This is a genomic window from Lysobacter sp. F6437, assembly GCF_052547215.1.
Genome location: NZ_JBQWRB010000003.1, coordinates 81,266 through 98,452, shown reverse-complemented (window position 1 = coordinate 98,452; position 17,187 = coordinate 81,266). Strand labels below are relative to the sequence as shown.

15 protein-coding genes are annotated in these 17,187 nt (G+C 63.5%); 5 read left to right on the top strand and 10 right to left on the bottom strand.

The genetic code is table 11. From position 1 onward, the window contains the following. Positions 1-33 precede the first annotated feature (33 nt). Positions 34-741: a glutathione S-transferase N-terminal domain-containing protein gene (locus tag ACT9F5_RS10575; RefSeq protein WP_445119915.1), complete on the top strand. Its 708-nt coding sequence runs from the start codon at positions 34-36 to the stop codon at positions 739-741. 37 nt (positions 742-778) lie between these two features. On the opposite strand, the gene ACT9F5_RS10570 is transcribed toward ACT9F5_RS10575, so the two are convergent. Then, the gene (locus ACT9F5_RS10570) at positions 779-2,647 is read right to left on the bottom strand and encodes a DUF885 family protein (protein WP_445119914.1); all 1,869 of its coding nucleotides are present in this window, start codon (positions 2,645-2,647) and stop codon (positions 779-781) included. A gap of 391 nt (positions 2,648-3,038) precedes the next feature. Between ACT9F5_RS10570 and ACT9F5_RS10565 the strand changes: the two genes are divergently transcribed. After that, positions 3,039-4,166 carry an alpha/beta fold hydrolase gene (locus tag ACT9F5_RS10565; protein ID WP_445119913.1) on the top strand — a complete coding sequence of 376 codons (1,128 nt, stop codon included), beginning with the start codon at positions 3,039-3,041 and terminating at the stop codon, positions 4,164-4,166. A gap of 36 nt (positions 4,167-4,202) precedes the next feature. Here ACT9F5_RS10565 and ACT9F5_RS10560 read toward each other — a convergent pair whose 3' ends face one another. Continuing rightward, positions 4,203-5,033, bottom strand: a complete 831-nt coding sequence (locus ACT9F5_RS10560; protein WP_445119912.1) for an SGNH/GDSL hydrolase family protein — start codon at positions 5,031-5,033, stop codon at positions 4,203-4,205. 229 nt (positions 5,034-5,262) lie between these two features. On the opposite strand from ACT9F5_RS10560, the gene ACT9F5_RS10555 reads away from it, so the two are divergent. Next, positions 5,263-6,114 (top strand): extracellular catalytic domain type 1 short-chain-length polyhydroxyalkanoate depolymerase, encoded by an 852-nt coding sequence (locus ACT9F5_RS10555; RefSeq protein ID WP_445119911.1) that lies wholly within the window; start codon positions 5,263-5,265, stop codon positions 6,112-6,114. A gap of 2 nt (positions 6,115-6,116) precedes the next feature. On the opposite strand, the gene mddA is transcribed toward ACT9F5_RS10555, so the two are convergent. From mddA to ACT9F5_RS10515, 8 genes are all read right to left on the bottom strand, one after another. Beyond that, positions 6,117-6,902: a methanethiol S-methyltransferase gene (mddA, locus tag ACT9F5_RS10550; protein ID WP_445119910.1), complete on the bottom strand. Its 786-nt coding sequence runs from the start codon at positions 6,900-6,902 to the stop codon at positions 6,117-6,119. Positions 6,903-7,065: 163 nt separating this feature from the next. After that, the gene (locus ACT9F5_RS10545; protein ID WP_445119909.1) at positions 7,066-8,136 is read right to left on the bottom strand and encodes an alpha/beta fold hydrolase; all 1,071 of its coding nucleotides are present in this window, start codon (positions 8,134-8,136) and stop codon (positions 7,066-7,068) included. Positions 8,137-8,333: 197 nt separating this feature from the next. Next, positions 8,334-9,005 carry a hypothetical protein gene (locus ACT9F5_RS10540; protein WP_445119908.1) on the bottom strand — a complete coding sequence of 224 codons (672 nt, stop codon included), beginning with the start codon at positions 9,003-9,005 and terminating at the stop codon, positions 8,334-8,336. Between the two features lie 129 nt (positions 9,006-9,134). Further along, positions 9,135-9,404, bottom strand: a complete 270-nt coding sequence (locus tag ACT9F5_RS10535; protein WP_445119907.1) for a hypothetical protein — start codon at positions 9,402-9,404, stop codon at positions 9,135-9,137. 173 nt (positions 9,405-9,577) lie between these two features. Beyond that, on the bottom strand, positions 9,578-10,243 hold the full coding sequence (locus ACT9F5_RS10530) for an alpha/beta fold hydrolase (RefSeq protein WP_445119906.1): 666 nt from the start codon (positions 10,241-10,243) through the stop codon (positions 9,578-9,580). A gap of 223 nt (positions 10,244-10,466) precedes the next feature. Further along, positions 10,467-12,053 carry a YadA-like family protein gene (locus ACT9F5_RS10525; RefSeq protein WP_445119905.1) on the bottom strand — a complete coding sequence of 529 codons (1,587 nt, stop codon included), beginning with the start codon at positions 12,051-12,053 and terminating at the stop codon, positions 10,467-10,469. A gap of 350 nt (positions 12,054-12,403) precedes the next feature. Beyond that, entirely contained in the window at positions 12,404-13,093 is a 690-nt protein-coding gene (locus tag ACT9F5_RS10520) for a hypothetical protein (protein ID WP_445119904.1), read from the bottom strand. Between the two features lie 44 nt (positions 13,094-13,137). Beyond that, on the bottom strand, positions 13,138-13,905 hold the full coding sequence (locus ACT9F5_RS10515; protein ID WP_445119903.1) for a hypothetical protein: 768 nt from the start codon (positions 13,903-13,905) through the stop codon (positions 13,138-13,140). 123 nt (positions 13,906-14,028) lie between these two features. On the opposite strand from ACT9F5_RS10515, the gene ACT9F5_RS10510 reads away from it, so the two are divergent. Together ACT9F5_RS10510 and ACT9F5_RS10505 are read left to right on the top strand one after the other, a co-directional pair. Further along, on the top strand, positions 14,029-15,183 hold the full coding sequence (locus ACT9F5_RS10510) for an NERD domain-containing protein (RefSeq protein WP_445119902.1): 1,155 nt from the start codon (positions 14,029-14,031) through the stop codon (positions 15,181-15,183). A 1,270-nt stretch (positions 15,184-16,453) separates the two neighbouring features. Continuing rightward, the gene (locus ACT9F5_RS10505; protein WP_445119901.1) at positions 16,454-17,113 is read left to right on the top strand and encodes a hypothetical protein; all 660 of its coding nucleotides are present in this window, start codon (positions 16,454-16,456) and stop codon (positions 17,111-17,113) included. The last annotated feature ends 74 nt before the right edge of the window (positions 17,114-17,187 follow it).

The following is a 17,187-nucleotide window of genomic DNA, read 5'->3' as shown; positions in this document are numbered from 1 at the left end:
CGCTATGTTTTTGATAGCTAGCACGGAGGGATCATGTCACGTCCAAGGCTGTATGTCGGCACCCGGAATGCATCCAGTTGGGCGATGCGCGCGTGGCTCGCACTCAAGGCGTCGGGCTACGACTTCGACGAAGAACTGGTCGACATCCGCCGGCCGCAACGCTTCCGCAACCTCGCGGTGATCGGCGAGTTCTCGCCACCGGCCGCGGTGCCGGTGCTCGATACCGGTCGCACGGTGATCTACGACTCCAACGCAATCATGGAGTTCGCCAACGACTCGTGCGACGGAAGGCTGCTGCCGCGCGACATCGAGGCACGCGCCCACGCCCGCTCCCTCATCGCCTGGCAGCACGCCGGCCTGTCGTCGCTGTGCCACCGGATCTCGTTCGAGAGCGCCTTCTATCCCCTCAAGCGTCCACTCACCGATGCGGAACAGGATGATTGCAACCGCCTGTTCCAGTGCTACGAGGCGACACTGGACCGTTACGGCGATGCCTATCTGTTCGGCGACATTTCGCTGGCCGATTTCATGCACGCCCCGACCGTGGTCCGGTTGGCCAGGCATTCGCTCGACACCTTGGCGTGGCCGCGGACCGAAGCCTGGATGCGATTGCTGCTGGCCCACCCGCTCGTTTCCGAATGGTTGGCCGAGGCCGACCGCCTTCCACACATCTGGTACGACGACTATCTCGTCGATCCGCGCGATCCCGCGACCCTGTTAACAGCAGGGCCCGGGGGATAAGCCCGGGCCCTGTTGAAACCGCTGGATTAAGCAGGCGTCAGGCCTTCTTCTCGTCCTCGATCCACTGGTCGACCTTGCGCTCCAGCAAGGTCAGCGGCAGCGCACCACCACCGAGCACGGCGTCATGGAAGCCACGGATGTCGAAGCCGTCACCCAGTTCCTTCTCGGCCTTCGCGCGCAGCTCCTGGATCTTGATCATGCCGATCTTGTAGCTGGTCGCCTGGCCCGGCCAGGTGATGTAGCGCTGCACTTCGGCCTCGATCGTCGCCAGCGGGATCGAGCTGTTCTCGGAGAAGTACTCGACGGCCTGCTCCTGGGTCCAGCCCTTGGCATGCATGCCGGTGTCGACCACCAGCCGGATCGCGCGCCACATCTCGGAGGTCAGGCGGCCGTACTCGGAGTACGGGTCGGTGTAGGTGCCCGGCATCTCCTTGGCCAGCGCTTCGGCGTACAGGCCCCAGCCTTCCTGGTAGGCGTTGAAGCCGGCCTGCTTGCGGAACTCCGGCACGCCTTCCAGCTCCTGGGCGATCGCGATCTGCATGTGGTGGCCCGGCAGGCCCTCGTGGTACGCGATGACCTCCAGCGTGGTCTTCGGCATCGAGTTCATGTCCGACAGATGCGCGTAGTACACGCCCGGGCGCGAGCCGTCCGGCGTGCTCGGGTAGTAGTGCTGCGCGGCGCCGTCGACCTCGCGGAACGGCTCGACCCGCTTGACCACCAGGTCCGCCTTCGGCAGCAGGCCGAAGTAGTTCGGCAGCTGCTTCTTGATCGTGTCGATCGCCTTGGTGGCGTCGTCGATGTAGCCCTGGCGGCCGGCGTCGGTGTTGGGGTATTTGAACTGCGGGTCGGTATCGACGAACTTGAAGAACGCCTTCAGGTCGCCTTCGAAACCGACCTTGTCCTTCAGTGCCACCATCTCGCCGCGGATGCGCGCGACCTCGTCCAGGCCGATCTGGTGCACCTGGTCCGGGGTCAGGTCGGTGGTGGTCGCCGCACGCAGGCGCTCGGCGTAGTAGGCGGCGCCGTCGGGGTGGGTGGTGCCGACGCCGGACGGATTGACGTCCGCGTTCGGCAGGTCGGCCTTGTACCAGGCGATGACGTCGGCGTAGGCCGGCTGCACCGCCTCCACCAGCGCCGCGCGGGCGGAGTCCTTCAGCTCCTGCGCGCGGGCGGCGTCGATCTTGCCGGCCTCCACCAGCGCATCGGCCTTGGCCTGCGCATCGGCCCACAGCGCGCTGTCCTCGCCATCGGTGAACGGCGCGCCGGTGATGACCTTGCCGGCCTGCTCGATCACGCCCTCATGGGCGAAGCGCGGCGGCCGGATGCCGAGTTCGGCGGAGTGCTTCACCTGGTCCATCAACTGGCCGAACGCACGCGGCACCTCGCGCAGGCGCGACACGTAGGCGGTGTAGTCGGACTCCTCCTCGACCTTGTGGAAGCTGATCAGGAAGGTCGGCAGCTGCGACTGCATGCCGCCCATCTGCTCGAACGGATAACCGTGGTCGGCGAACCGGTCGGCCGCCTGCGCCGCTTTTGTCTGGTACTCGAACAGGTCCCACGACAGCTTGGCGTCGTCGCCGAGCGCGGCGTAGTCGAACGTCGACTTCATCTCCCCGAGCGCGGCGACCTTCCAGGCGAGCCGCTTCTGCTCCGCCTCGCGCGACATGTCGTCGAGCTCGGAGTAGCGGTCCTTGCGGCCGAGGAAGGTCATTTGGACCGGGCTGAACTGCAGTTGCTCCTCGTACTTTTGCTCGAACCACGCATTGATGCGCGCGTCCTCGCTGGTGGCGCCCGCCTGCGCGGCGGTGGCATCAGGCGCGGCGGCGGACGAGTTGGTCGGTGCGGGGTTCGAGCATGCGGCCAGCAAGGCCAGCGACAGGGCGGATACGACGAGGGTGCGGCGCATGAAGGCTCCGGGTTGGGTGGGAGCGGGGCTCCCGGGACCACCCGATGATGCCTAATGAATGGCGCGGATGCAGGGTGCCGAAAGGCCCGGGTGGCGGGGGCCATTGGTGCGGCGGCGGGCGTCTTTCAAACGCGCGACGCCTCCATCACCCACGCCGTCAACGGATTGCCCGGATCCGCCAGCAGCTTGACCGTCAGCACCAGCGCCATCAGCAGGGAGATGGCGTCGATTCCGATTTCCATGGGCGATCCATTTATGGCGTGCCGGATTATGGCTCGCCCACGGTCCCGAATCGGTAATGCCTACACCTGCCGTGCCTGCACTGGAACAACGCATCGCGGGGTCCGGTTATCCTCCCAAGCTGCATCGCACTTGAGCGTTATGGATCCTGATGAAAGCGCTGATTTCCGCAATCCTGTCCATCGCCCTCGCGGGCCTGAGCATGCCCGCACCGGCTTCCGAAACGCCGGGACCGCACGATCGCGCGGAGGCGGTCCGCATCATCGCGGACTTGCGCAAAGTGGTGGCCGACAACGGCGTCGAGCGGCTGGAAGCGGTGCGGATCGGCGGCATCGACCAGTGGGTATCGATTCGTGGCAGCGACCGTCGCAACCCCGTGCTGCTGATGCTGCACGGTGGGCCGGGATGGGTGGCGATGCCGACCAGCTGGTACTTCCAGCGGGGCTGGGAGGAGTACTTCACCGTCGTCCAGTGGGACCAGCGCGGCGCCGGGAAGACCTACGTCGCCAATGATCCGGCCGCCGTGGCGCCGACCATGACGCGTGAGCGCATGGTCGCCGACGCCGAGGAAATGGTCGCGTGGCTGCGCACGGAGTTCGGCAAGGACAGGATCTTCGTGCTCGGCCACTCGTGGGGCAGCTATCTGGGACTCGAGCTGGCGCAACGCAGGCCCGAGTGGCTGCACGCCTACATCGGCATCGGCCAGATCACGAATGCGCCCGAAAGCGAACGTCGCGGTTGGGCCTGGACATTGCGGCAAGCGCAACGGGACGGCAACGCTCAGGCCGTGGCCGAACTCGAAGCGCTCGCCCCCTATGCGCAGGGCGACGATCCGGTTCCGCTCGACAGCCTGTTCAAACAGCGCAAATGGCTGAACCACTACGGCGGCATGGTTCACAACCGCAGGGGCGGCGATGCCGAAGCCGCGGCGGTGAAACTGTCGCCGGAGTACTCCGACCTTGACGTAGCCGGAATGTGGAAAGGCAACGACTTCTCAATGCAGCACTTGCTGGCCGACGTGCTTACGCGGGACATGACGGCGGTGCGCGAGATCGATACCCCGCTGTTCCTGTTCCTGGGGCGTCATGACCACAACGTGTCCTCCGCGCTGGCCGCGGAATGGTTCGAGACGGTGAAGGCACCACGGAAACAGCTGGTCTGGTTCGAACAGTCGGCCCATGAAGTCATGATTGAAGAACCGGGCAAGACGCTGGTCACGCTGGTGCGGGAGGTCCGCCCCATCGCCGAACGCGCGGGCGACGTGGCGCCCCGCCCATGACGCCAATGGGCCTGCCCGAAGCTCCGGGCCACTCTTTTACATGGTGCCCTTCGCCAGCTTCAACGCAATGGCTACCGCTTCGCTCGAAAATTCATGGCCGCTGGCCATATCACCATTCACGGTGACCTTCTCGCTGGCCAGTAGTGGCGGGAAGAATTTCGCCCGTGGCGTGTACATCGGCGCGGTGACCTTCAAGCCGGCTGCATCTGGATATTCACCGAACAGCTCGCGGTACAGCAGCACCGCCTCAAGTAGCTGGAGCTGCGGGCCGGGGTGCATGCCGTCCGGGTCATGCCAAGGCAGGTCCGGGTGCGATGCGACGGCCTGTGCGTGGAGCGCCGAGACCGCGATCAACCGTACCGATGCCGCCGCTGCGGCCTCCGCTTCTGCTTTGAGCAACGCCTCGGACGCCGAAGGCAACCCCTGATAGGTGCCCAGATAAAGTGGCGTCGCCCCATGCTTGCGTGCCGTAGTGGCCAGGGACTGCAGTGCCACCTTCGAGATACGAGGGGTTTCGCATGCGATATCCATGCAGAGCAGATCACCGCCGCGTTCCTGCAGTACTACGTAGTCGTACGGCTCGTTCGCCAGCACAGCGTTGACGGAACCGTCTTCCACGCGATGACTCAGCGTCGCGCCTCCCTGGACCAGCATCTCGCTGTGGATCGGGTGGCCGTTGACATCACCGAGTGCATCGAGGACGGCGGGGAGATTACCGGTGTATATCAGGCTGTTGCCGACGAAGAGGATGCGGGTCGGGTCGGATGCCAAGGACGGGCTGCTGCATGCAGCGAGCACAAGCGCCACGACAAGAAGCCCGAACTTCCGTGCGAAGAACCGTGGGAGCGAGTTCCATTCGTTGGTCATAAAACCGCTCCTGCGTCAGTGAGTCGTGTAAGTCCCCGTATTGGGGGCGAGCGATCCACAAACCAATGAACTTCATATTCTCGCCCCTCTGGGCGGGTGAACGCGGCATTTAGGCGGGCCTCGCTGGCATGACCGCCTGCCGTCCTACCGCGGCGTATGAATCGACAGGCTCTGACCCCGTGAACCTCCTTGAAAAAGCTGCTTGGGCGCGCCCGCCCCCGCGCGCCGCATGTCGACACCGCGCCAGCGGATGGCACGTCCCGCTCTTCGCACATCGCTGACACCATCGACGCGCATTGAATGCAGCGGGGCTCACCCAGCAAGGCGGGTCCGGTGCAAACGTGCGCGCCACCATCGACCACGCGTTGGCGCGTGCCGGGCTCGCACGTCCAAAGGACTCGGCTTCCTGGTGGCGTACCCGGCACGGACCGCGCGGGCGAATGGCTCGAAGTGCTGGAACTGGTTCCGCACCGACGACCAGGCGCGTGGCCGTGGTGAGCCGGCTATGATCGCCGGCATCGTCGGTGAGGTGGCCGCTGATTACCGTGTCGACCCCCAGCGTGTCTTCGTCGCCGGCCTGTCCGCGGGCGCGGCGATGGCGGTGATCCTGGGCGAGACCTACCCCGATGTCTTCGCGGCGGTCGGCGCACATTCCGGCCTGCCCTTCGGCGCCGCCCATGACATGGGTTCCGCCTTCACCGCGATGTCGACGGGTGCGCAGCGCAACGCCGCAAACTCCAGCGGACGCGGCGACACCCCCGCAGTGTCGACCATCGTGTTCCACGGCGACGCCGACCACACCGTCGCGCCCGGCAACGGCCAAGCGATCGTCCGCGATGCCACCGCGGGCACGACGCAATCCAGCACACACGCGGGCGTCGCCCCGGGGGGGCGGGCCTACAAGCAGGAGGTGTTCGTCGGCACCGCAGGCCAACCGCGGGTGGAGTACTGGACCGTGCATGGTGCGGGCCACGCCTGGAGCGGTGGCAGCAAGCGCGGCACCTACACGGATCCTTCGGGGCCGGATGCCTCGGCGGAGATGGTGCGGTTCTTCCTGCAGGCTGACCAGGAACGTCTGTAGGACTATCCCGCGCCGTGGTGCGCGGACACCGGAGCCGCTTCTCCGGTCTTGCGGGACGGACGCCGCCACGGCAGCAGCATCGGCACGCGACGCTGGTAATCGCGATAGGTGTCACCGAACTGGGCGACCAGGTCGCGCTCCTCCAGATACTTCACCGCCACCAGGATGTAGCCGGTAGTCACGCCAGCGAACAGCAAATGCCCCAGCGTCATCGTCGGCGTGGCCCAGAACGCGATCAGGAACCCGAACATGATCGGGTGGCGCACGATGCGGTACAGCGCGCGGGTCACGAACGGCGCCGACGGCCTCGGCCCGCGGCCGAGCGCGGCGCGCCACGACTGGCGCAGGCCGAACAGGTCGAAGTGGTCGATCAGGAACGTGCTGGCCAGCACCATCACCCAGCCCAGCGCCGCCAACCCGTACAGCAGCCAGCGCGCGGCTTCGACTTCGACGTCCCACACCGGCATCGGCATCGGCCGCCATTGCCAGTACAACAGCACCAGCACGACGTTGGCGGCGAGCACGAAGGTGCTGCGCTCCAGCGACGCCGGCACGATGCGCGTCCACCACCGTTTGAACGCCGGCCGCGCCATGCCGCTGTGCTGCACGGCGAACAGCGACAGCAGCGCCAGGTTGATCACCAGTGCCAGTGGCAGCGTCGTGGCCACGCCGTTGTCGACGTGCTTGGGCACGCCCACCCCGGACACGAAACCGATCGCATACAGGAAGACCAGCAGGAACACCGCGTAGCAGGCGGTGCCGTAGACGAATGCAAAGGCACGGAACATGGGGAACTCCCGCGGTCGTGGGGGACGTTGGATTCAGCCTGCGCCGCGTCGCCCGGCGCGGCGATGGGAACCTTGTCCCGGCCGTTGCGCCCGTTCCTGCCCCGATCGGGACAAATGTCCCGGGTGCCGCTGGGTCTTTCGCCGGGCCGGGCCGCGCCGCGCGTCAGCCCGGCCCGCCGCGCCGACCGACCACGCGCACGATCGCCTCCGCGCGGCTGCGTACGCCGAGCTTCCGGTAAACACCCGAGACATGGTTGCGCACGGTCTTCTCGGCGATGCCCAGTTCCCAGCCGATCTGCGCATTGCTGCGACCGTCGCACAGCAGCGCCAGCACCTCGCGCTCGCGCATGGTCAGCACCGCCTCGCGCGCCGGATCCGCGCGCGCCTCGGGCCGCACCACGCCGGTGAAGGCCAGCACCTCGTCCTGGAAGTCGCGCCACGCCGGCTCGTGTTCCAGCAGCACGTGGTTGCAGGATTCCAGTTGGACGAAGCGCGCACCCGGGATGCGACTGGCCAGCAGCCGGCCCTGCGACAGCGGCGCGATCTGGTCGCGGTTGGCATGCAGCACCAGGGTCGGCACGCGGACCTGTTCCAACTGGTCGCGCACATCGACATTGCCCCGCGCCTGCAGCAACAGCGGCGCGTTCACTGCCGACGTGGTGCGCCGGCACAGGTCGTTGAACCAGTCCAACTGCTCGGCCGTGCCCTCGGGCGCGAAACGCTCGGCGAACAGGCGACGGAACGCCGGGTTGTCGCTGCCCCAGCCCAGCCCGACCACCTCCATCACCGCGCGGAACAGCGCCGCGCGCCGCGGGTCGTCGCTGCGCAGCCCGCCGACCGCGTAGCCGCCATACAGGACCAGATGCGAGACCCGCCGCGGATGCCGCACCGCATAGCGGATCGCCGTGGCCGCGCCCTGGCTGATGCCGAGCAGCGCGAACGGGCGATCGATGCCGGCCGCGTCGACCACCGCCTCCAGGTCCTCCACCCAGCGCGGCAGCGTCAGGTCGCCGGCATTCCAGTCCGACATCCCGCAGCCGCGCTCGTCATAGCGGATGTAGCGGTAGTGCCCGCCGAGGAAGCGCACCCAGTGGGCCCAGACCGGGCTCTCGCTGTCGTACTGCAGATGGGTCAGCCAGGTGGCGGCCTTGACCAGCGGCGGCCCGCGACCGGTTTCGGCCCACGCCAGCTGGACGCCGTCGCCGGTCCGTACGTAATGCACCTGCTGCTTCATCTGCCCCGCGATCGCTGTGAAAACGGCTCGTCCTAGCCAACGTGGCGGGGGCGGCGGGGCGGTCGGTTGGCTTGGCCCGGACATCCGGTAGGAAGTCCGGCGCCCCGGTCTTGAGGTCGGGAACCTCATTGACGAGCATTGGACCTCGTCGGAGAGGTCTTGGCCCCTAAAACAGCCTCAGGAAGCGTATAGAGCGACTATTTCGAATCCGCATGACCTTGCGCGAACTCCGGGAACACCTCGGCCATCGGCGCCTCGTCCGGCAGGATGTAGAACACCCCGCCCCGCTCGAACGTCGGACTCAGGATCTGCTTGTAGAACCCGGGCGAGACGTTGATGCAGCCATGACTGATGCGGTTGTCGTCGGGTGTAGGCGATGCAAGGCGCTCGGCGCGCCTCTCAGCCGGGACGCCGGTAGCGGTAGGGTGGATGGAAACCGCGGAATCGTAGTCCACCCACAGCACCCGCCCGGCATCGATTGACGGGCCGAAACCACCTACGAACCGACCCGCAGGCGTTGTGCGATCCCGGCCCGGAATTTCGCGTAGCGCGAGACCGGCGACGCCGGGAGCGGAGTGATCGCCGACCGCCGAGCCGAAGAGCCCGGGTGCGGTGCCGCGGAGTCGGCCGTCGCCGCCGAACACCAGGATCTGTGCAGCCGCCTTGTCCATGATCGCGAACGGATAGCCTTGGCTATCCCCGGATGCGACGACCCAGCCCGCGAGCTCGATCACCGTGTCGGACACTTCCTGGCCTCGCGGAAGCTCGTCGACGGCGGTCACAGGTTGCGCGGCGGCATCCTCGGCAGCGGCCACGTTGAAGCTCGCGAACGCCAGCGCCAACGCCAGCGCGCCGTGGGCGACCTTCATCGCGGGGTGTATGCACGTGCGAATGAGACGACTCCTTTGGAATTGGATGGAGTGACAAAGGAAGCCCGGTGACCACAAGGCCGCCGGGCTCCAGGCTTCAAGCGGTGCGACGAAACCTGCGCAATACGACTAACCGCGCGGGTTTCGGCCCGGTGCCGTTTCGAGCCGCTGGACGCGGCCTTCGATCTGATCGAGCCGCTGGTTGGCCTGCTGTGCGGACTGGTTGGCGGATTCGGCACTCTGGGCCGCGCCCTGCACCCGCGTGTCGAGTTGGTCGAGGCGCGAGTTGATGCCTGCAAACTCGTCATCGTAGGTGGCGCAACCGGCAAAACCCACGGCAGCGACGAGCGCCACGCCGAGCGCACGCGCCGGCCTCAGTTGTTGCTTGGTCAGGAACATTTGCAATTCTCCTTCGTCTGGGGGTTCCCGGAATATAGCGACCTTTTTGCCAGCGCCATGTCCTCCCCTTCAGCTGCCGTTGGCCTAGGTGGATGAACGGTGAAAAAGGTGACAACCCGTGCGCGTTCCGGGAGAGACGTAATGCCACTTGGGAGCGAACGCAGGCCCCAAAATCAACCGGCACCCGCACCTGCTCGAGCAGGTCGCTGACATCGACATCTCCCCGCGCCTGTAGCAGCGCCACCGCGTTGGCCGGCGAGGTGGTCTGCCGGCACAGCTTCGTTGAACCGCGCGAGTTGCTCGGCCGTGCCCTCCGGCACGAAGCGCTCGGCGAACAGGCGGCGGAACGCCGGGTTGTCGCTGCCCCAGCCCAGGCCGACCACCTCCATCACCGCCCGGAACATCGCCGCACGCTCCGGGTCATCGCTGCGCAGTCCGCCGACCGCGTAGCCGCCATACAGGACCAGGTGCGACACGCGCCGCGGGTGCCGCACCGCATAGCGGATCGCCGTCGCCGCGCCCTGGCTGATGCCGAGCAGCGCGAACGGGCGATCGATGCCGGCCGCGTCGACCACCGCCTCCAGGTCCTCCACCCAGCGCGGCAGCGTCAGGTCGCCGGCATTCCAGTCCGACATCCCGCAGCCGCGCTCATCAAAGCGGATGTAGCGGTAGTGCCCGCCGAGGAAGCGCACCCAGTGGGCCCAGACCGGGCTCTCGCTGTCGTACTGCAGATGGGTCAGCCAGGTGGCCGCCTTGACCAGCGGCGGCCCGCGGCCGGTTTCCGCCCAGGCCAGCTGGACGTGGTCGGCGGTTTCGACGTAGTGAACCTGTTGCTTCATTGGGCCCAGCCGTTGCGGGGACGGATGGTTCAGGTCAACGCGGGCGGGTCGGGGGAGCGGACGTCCGCCGATTGGTAAGCCGGTCTACGCCGGGACAGATGCGCTACCCCCGGATGCATACAGCCACAGCGATGGCGTGCGCGGATAAAACCTGCACCGGCCGGCACCGATAAATATCGATGCCGGCCGTTTGGACTATGCAGAGATGCTTACGCAACCACGCTTACAAGTCCAAGCCGAAGCCGATGCCAGAGGATTGTTCGGAATCGCTAAATGCCGCGCCGATACTGAACGACGCGCGATCACCAATAGCCTTGGCGTAACCGACCGACAACGCCTGCTCACCATGTTGGAAACCGGCACCGATTGCGATCCGTCCCCGAGGGCTGCGGCTGCCCGCCGCGTTCATGCCCATCTGCATCATCGCCGCACTCATCGCACCTTGGCGATTGATGCGCTCATCGGTTTCGCCAAGACGCTGCCAGACATCATCGCGAAGCTGATCGAACCCGGTCTCCATCGCAGTGAAGCGGGTGTCGGTGTAAGCGTTCGCGCTGCTCAGCGTGGCCGCGGACCTACTGTTGGTATAGGTGTTAGCCGATGCCAACGTTGATGCGTCACCACTCTGAAGCTGTTCCAGGTTCACTGCATCGGTCGCAGCAGTGCCAGCAGCGACGTTGGAAACTCGCGTCCCCTCGGCGCCGGCCAGTGTGAGTTGGTCACCGCTGGCGTCGTCGTACGACACCCCGTCGGGGCCGGCACTCCCTGCTGGTCCTTGAGGACCGGCAGGTCCCTCAGGACCGGCTGGGCCGGCTGGACCCATGGGACCCGCTGGGCCCGCTGGGCCCGCTGGCCCAGTCGAACCGATGTTGGCGATCGAAGCTTTCAACCCCGTTATTTGCTGGTCGACAGAGCCAAAAGCCGAGCCGACATCGTGAAAATTAAGGCCTTGCACCACATAGGTCGGAGCAGTGAAATTCCCACCCAGAAAGCTTGCACCACCGCCGAACGCACCCATCAACGGATACATCTGCGAAAGATTGACGGCGTCGTAGTCCTGAGTAGCCATTGCCACGTTGGTTATCTGGCGTTCCGCACCGACGGCTCCCACGGAAATCGTGTTTTCCCGATCATTGGAAGAACCCGCGCCCAACGCCATGCTGTAGTTCGCACTGACATTGGTATGTATACCAACGCCCATGCTGTAGTCGCCGGTCACGATGTTGTAGTGTCCGACGGCCGCCGAGTCTTCGCCGCTAACACTATTGAAATTTCCGAAAGCGGCTCCGCTGGAGATATTTACCATGTTGCCGTTGCCCACCACGAAGCCGCCAGCCACGGTGTTATTGCTTCCGTACACGTCTGAAGGTTCGGTGACCGTATTGTCGCTTCCGTAAACCTCGCTGCCATAAGGGCTGCTGGCGCTGCTTACCTCATTGCCAGAACCGAACACGGTGCTATAACTCGACGTCACGTTGTTCAAGTTCCCGACCGCAAAACTGTACGTACCGCCCACGTAGTTGGAAAACCCGAAGACGGTGGCTAACTGTCCATCGACCAGATTCGCGCGCCCTATGGCCGTACCCAGGTTCGTATTTACCGTGTTGTCGCCGCCAATGGCGATCGCATCGTTGCCGTTTGCAGTGTTGCCATTGCCACACGCCAGCGCGTTGCTACCTGTCGCTGTACTTGGCGTCCCCGCAGCTGGCGTCAGATCGCAAGTCGATTGCGCAAAAACCAAGGTTGAAGCAGACGTGTAAAGAGCCATCGCGCTCGCGACAGCGAGCGCGGTTCGGTTGATACGAGTCATAAACCCCCCAAAGATAAACACCTACTCGGACGGCAGCGTTCACCGTATCGAGCAGCCCCAGACGAGAGCATACCGGAACAAATTATGCGAGCAACGACGCTTACTAATGCAGTGCTCAAGTTAAGGCAGCACCCTTCTCCTGCGGCACAGCCGACGACAATGACCTCTTGAGTCCAACTGAGACCGCGGGACATCATTCCAAAGACCTCGTGGGGATCTCCTGATCACCTTTGGGACGCCTCGGGGACTTCGAAGCTCATCCACGAGGTCTGGAATCTCGCCTTCTGAACCTCATCGGAGAGGCCGGAACCTCGGAATGGATGAAACGCCAGTCCAGCGCTGTCTCGCTACTAGTCGAGGCCGCGTGACAGGTAGTACTCGGCCTTGTACTGATAGAGGAATTCCTCTGCGTCGGCCGGCTCCATCGGGTATTCGCCCGACGTGACATCCGCGAGCATGACCGCATACGCGGGCGTTGCCTTGAACGCATCGAACCGCTTCCTGCGGTACGCGGTGAAGTCATCAGCACCCATATCCAACCGCTCGATGACACGCCCCTCCCGCACCCGTAGCAGGGTGTACCGCTCGGACGTGGAGCCGTAACCCATGTGTACGTAGTCGATGACTTCACCCCGCGGAATCACCAGCGCGCCGGTGTACCACGTGGCAGGAACGTCATCGCGGCCGTTGAAGACCTGGGTGACGATGTCCTCCATCGGGGGCTCAAGGCGGTACTCCTTTCGCTCGGCGTCCATCCCCCGCTTCGCACCGTCCTCCTGCATCCGGACTTCGACCTTGTCCACGATGAGGTAACCATCCCGAATAGCGAAGGTCGCCACGTAGCCACGCCAGTTGGCGGTCGTCATGGGGCGGAACTTCGGAACCTCGTCGCGATGTGCATATAGATAAGACTGAAGGGGATTGGTGTGCAGCGGCACCTCTTCCCCATCGAGCAGCAGCTTGTCCGGCATCTGGGCAGTGGCGTCGGCGAGCTGCGAGACTGCAAAGATCACCAGCAGCAATGCAATCAAACACTTCATAGAACCCATCCGCATCGCATTGGAGGTTGGTGGACGAAGCCCGCCTAACTCGGTGCTTTTTCAGACTTGGCGCGAAGTGCCTTGGCCGCGGATTTCGCAACCTTCTTTCGCGCCTCATCTGCCTTGTCCCCTTCCAGCACTTCGCGCTTAAGCACCTCGTTGACTAGAACGTCTTTGATCTCGTCGGAGTCAATACGAACATCAGGAGACATGCGGCGCAGTTCGCGACGGATAACGCTGAGCACTGGATCTGTCTGAAGCATCGCACCAAGGTAGAAGCGTGACAGCGCCTGCCTTTGCGTGTGGTACTCACCCAACACAGATCGCTGCCAGCCCTCCTTGCACCATAGGTAGAGCAGCTCAAGATCACTAGAGGCACGGGAGTTGAGCGCGCAAAAATCGATCTCCAGGACCAGCTCCTGATCAATCGGCTTTGCAAAGATCAGGTGATAGACGCGCCATACTAAACCATTGGTCAGCAGCACCCAATCGACACCTTGGTTGGCCGCGTAATCGATAGCCTGCTTAACGTGCTGGTCCTTCAGGTCGAGGCCGATGGCCTTCACCTCGATCAACGTTTCCAGCCGGCCATCGATCTTTATCGCGAGATCGCAGTAAGTGCCGCGAATGGAGTGCTCGGAAGTGACGTCCGAGTATTTGTCGTACCCGAATACATCGGCAAGCATGTCCTTGATGATGGTGACCGTGTCCGCTTCGCCAACATCGCGATTCTTGGCATCTGCCAGGATCGGCTGGTAACGCTTGAGTCCTGCAACAAGACGCGCGGCAACTCGCTTAGGTACTACGGCCATCCTCCTTCCCCTTTCGTTGCGGCTATTCCGCCCATACAAGCACGACGGACGTCACACAACAACTCGAGCAACGGGACAGTTCCCGCATACAAGTTGTTGAGTGCTCGGTGTGTAGGAGCGGCTATGCTGCCAGCACCAAGGGGAGATGGTTCAGTAGCGATGTTGATAAAAGAGGCCGATGATCAGGCCACACAGCTCGCGGAAGTTCAGAAGCGCGCACAAGGGGCAGGAGTCGACGCGAAACGGGCTGTAGTGGAGTTGCGCAACCGCCGCGCAGGTGTGCGTGGAGAACAGCAGGCTGCGTACCTCATTGACTTCGACTACGCGGCCTCGCCCAACTGGGCGGTGATCCATGACCTGCGTCTGGAGCATGGCGGCCGCGTAGCGCAGATCGACCACCTGTTGATCAACCGCTGGATGGACGTATACGTGCTGGAGACCAAGTCCTTCCATGCCGGAGTCAAGATCACCGAGGAAGGCGAGTTCCTGCGCTGGAACAACTATCGCAAAACCTACGAAGGCATGGCGTCGCCGATCGAGCAGAACGAGCGGCACGTTCAAGTGCTGCGAGCGTCGATGAAAAGCATCCAGATGCCGACTCGACTGGGGCTGCGCATCCCACCGGCGTTTCAGTCGTTCGTGTTGGTTAGCTCTACCGCGAAGGTCTATCGGCCCAAGAGGTTCGATGCTTCCCGCGTGATCAAAGCCGACCAGTTGAAGAAGTCGATCTGGCGCGACATCGACAACGAGAACGGCATGTTGAGCCTGCTCAAGACCGCAAAAATCGTATCGAGCGAAACGCTGGAGTATGTGGCCCGGCAACTGGCTGCACTGCATGCACCATTGCGACCGTCCTCGCCGGGAATTAGGGATACGCCGATTACTCCCGCGACATCCACGACGACACGACCACCGCGTATTGCAGGTCGGGAGCGCGTCGAGCCGGTCTTGTCGAGAGCGCCAGCGCCGCCCGCCGAACCGCAGGCTCAGCGGATCGCGGAACCAGTGGAGGCAGGGCACTCCACCCCGGCCGCGGCGTCGGCTCTGCGGACTTGCGAGTGCAAAGTCTGTCAATCGAGTCAGGGCAATATTCTGTCCGGCAAGTACGGCTACTACTTCAAGTGTCGAGACTGCAGCACCAACACCGCCATCCGCTTTACCTGCGAACCTGGCCACACACCGCGCCTGCGCGGTGAGCGCGGCGCGTTCTATCGCGACTGCGCGCAGTGTGGCAGCAGCGAGCTTTTCCACTGCAATGTCGTAGCCGACACGCGATGATCTTCACGGCGGCGGTACTGGCCTATCAACTGTTCTTCGTCGGAGTGCTGTGCATAGCCAGCCGCTTCGGGCGAGTTCCACTCAACGTAGTGTTAGTGCTCTGTCTGCTATGGACGGCAACTCACGTTTTCTTGCTGCCGCTGGCCCTGCTGCAGGCATCAGTAATTCTATGCAGCTACACGATGTTCCGACGCCGGCATTCACCGCCGAAGCCTCACGTCTAGAAATAAACCCGCCTCCATTTTTCCGCCTTGTTCTCCGCAGACCGAGGCCACGATTGCTGCTGCAAGGGTTGGCGGGACTAGGCTGGGGCCGGCGCTGCCCATCACGGGTGCCTGGCACGATCTGCTCGGGCTTGTTGTGGGACAGCTCGGGCGCGGACTAAGCGCTTGGGCCATGCGGTACTGCACGCAGCGGGAGGAGTGACCAAGTTCACGAACGCTCCCGACCGCTCCCGTAAGCGAACTAGTCGAGGTAGGTGCCCCGGCAGGTGGAACCGGCTCTTCGAGTGTCAGCCCCTTCTCTTCTCAGCAGCCCTTGAGAACACCAAGTGGCTGTTTTTATTGAAGAAAATACCGTGACTCCCGGCACACCCAGTCTCAGCTGGTGAGATAATGTCCACCTCAATAGCGCGGTTGACCACCATTAGTAGTGTCTAACATGGATCAGCTCGCTACATATAGAGGTTTAACATATAAGTTATCCACAGCTTGTTCCGTTTCGCACCACATGCTTGGGGTGTATACTTCATCCACGAGCTATCAATGACTTAGAGCGCAAGAAAAAACCCTCGCTGGCAGGCGAGGGTTCGTTCCACAACTCACTGACTGCGAAGGAGGTGCCACAACCGCTCAAAACCTGAACGAACTGTCCAGCAGGGCGGATCGCAACGGGACTACGCAGGCAGCCTTGGCAGGCTCGGAATTATAGGCGGTTTCGCCCTTTCCGTAAACGTCTACGAAGTCCTCTAGCGACTCCGGCCATATCGGCAATCAACGACTCCTTCTGTGGGAGCGGCGGTTCCCCGTTGGGCAGTGCTTAGCACTCAATCAACCCAACTGACAGGAGCCGATCATGGCTAAGAAGGTCACACAACACCGCAGTGCCATTTCCGGTCGCTTCGTTACGAAGCGTTATGCGGAATCGCACAAACCCGTAACGGTAACCGAACGTAACCGGAAGCCGTCGCGTTCGCGCGGCAAGTAAGAGTGGGGCGAGCCGAAAGGCTCGCCCCTTTTTCTTCGTAGATCGTAAGAGGAAACAGATATAGATGAGTACCGTCCCCAAGCTCTCTCCCGTTGTACCAAAACCCCGTCTGTCGGATCGCAACCTCGCGCGCTTTGTACGCATGTCGGCCAGTCGGCAAATGCGGTTTCTACACGATCAAAAGTACCCGAGAGGAACGCCGCAAGTATTCATGCAACCCTACTACGCGAAGGCGATTGCGGGCGTACGTGACGTTATGAAGCGCGGCTTTCCGGGCATCATTGACGCGCGTGCGAAGTTGCAACGCATTGCACAGGAAGCACGCCGCAACAATTCAATGCGGGTGCTGGACTCCTTCATCGCCTCTCCGCACGCAAAGCGAAAGCTCAAGGTCATCCCTGGCCATCGCTATAAAGCGCATGTGCGGACCCTCGAAATCCGCTTCTCCCCCCACGTCGTGGCAATGGATGGCGACGAGGTTCGCTACATCTACTTCCATGAGAAGGGCGTGCAGTGTGACCCCGAGGAAGCTCGCTTGACGCTTGAGTTCGGCTACTGGGTACTAAGACAGAACGGCGTTGCCGCTAAGCCGCATCAGTTCGAACTGATTGACCTGTTCTCCGGCAAGTACTTCCAAGGCGAGCCGACAAGGCCCGCGACCTTGAAGTTGTTGGACGAGTTGGCTCAGCACATCGAAAGCCAGTGGCCCACCATCGAGCTGTAAACAGGCGGTTCGCTATCCCGTTTCAGTCCATATGACTGGGGCGGGATAGCTTGAACCCTCACGGTGTTTTCACT

Bases quoted from the DNA above. Each gene is read 5' to 3' on its own strand.
- ACT9F5_RS10525 (WP_445119905.1), bottom strand. From the start codon at position 12,053: ATGACTCGTATCAACCGAACCGCGCTCGCTGTCGCGAGCGCGATGGCT.
- ACT9F5_RS10545 (WP_445119909.1), bottom strand. From the start codon at position 8,136: ATGAAGCAGCAGGTGCATTACGTACGGACCGGCGACGGCGTCCAGCTG.
- ACT9F5_RS10530 (WP_445119906.1), bottom strand. From the start codon at position 10,243: ATGAAGCAACAGGTTCACTACGTCGAAACCGCCGACCACGTCCAGCTG.
- mddA (WP_445119910.1), bottom strand. From the start codon at position 6,902: ATGTTCCGTGCCTTTGCATTCGTCTACGGCACCGCCTGCTACGCGGTG.
- ACT9F5_RS10520 (WP_445119904.1), bottom strand. From the start codon at position 13,093: ATGAAGTGTTTGATTGCATTGCTGCTGGTGATCTTTGCAGTCTCGCAG.
- ACT9F5_RS10555 (WP_445119911.1), top strand. From the start codon at position 5,263: ATGTCGACACCGCGCCAGCGGATGGCACGTCCCGCTCTTCGCACATCG.
- ACT9F5_RS10535 (WP_445119907.1), bottom strand. From the start codon at position 9,404: ATGTTCCTGACCAAGCAACAACTGAGGCCGGCGCGTGCGCTCGGCGTG.
- ACT9F5_RS10540 (WP_445119908.1), bottom strand. From the start codon at position 9,005: ATGAAGGTCGCCCACGGCGCGCTGGCGTTGGCGCTGGCGTTCGCGAGC.
- ACT9F5_RS10565 (WP_445119913.1), top strand. From the start codon at position 3,039: ATGAAAGCGCTGATTTCCGCAATCCTGTCCATCGCCCTCGCGGGCCTG.
- ACT9F5_RS10575 (WP_445119915.1), top strand. From the start codon at position 34: ATGTCACGTCCAAGGCTGTATGTCGGCACCCGGAATGCATCCAGTTGG.
- ACT9F5_RS10505 (WP_445119901.1), top strand. From the start codon at position 16,454: ATGAGTACCGTCCCCAAGCTCTCTCCCGTTGTACCAAAACCCCGTCTG.
- ACT9F5_RS10560 (WP_445119912.1), bottom strand. From the start codon at position 5,033: ATGACCAACGAATGGAACTCGCTCCCACGGTTCTTCGCACGGAAGTTC.
- ACT9F5_RS10515 (WP_445119903.1), bottom strand. From the start codon at position 13,905: ATGGCCGTAGTACCTAAGCGAGTTGCCGCGCGTCTTGTTGCAGGACTC.
- ACT9F5_RS10510 (WP_445119902.1), top strand. From the start codon at position 14,029: ATGCTGCCAGCACCAAGGGGAGATGGTTCAGTAGCGATGTTGATAAAA.
- ACT9F5_RS10570 (WP_445119914.1), bottom strand. From the start codon at position 2,647: ATGCGCCGCACCCTCGTCGTATCCGCCCTGTCGCTGGCCTTGCTGGCC.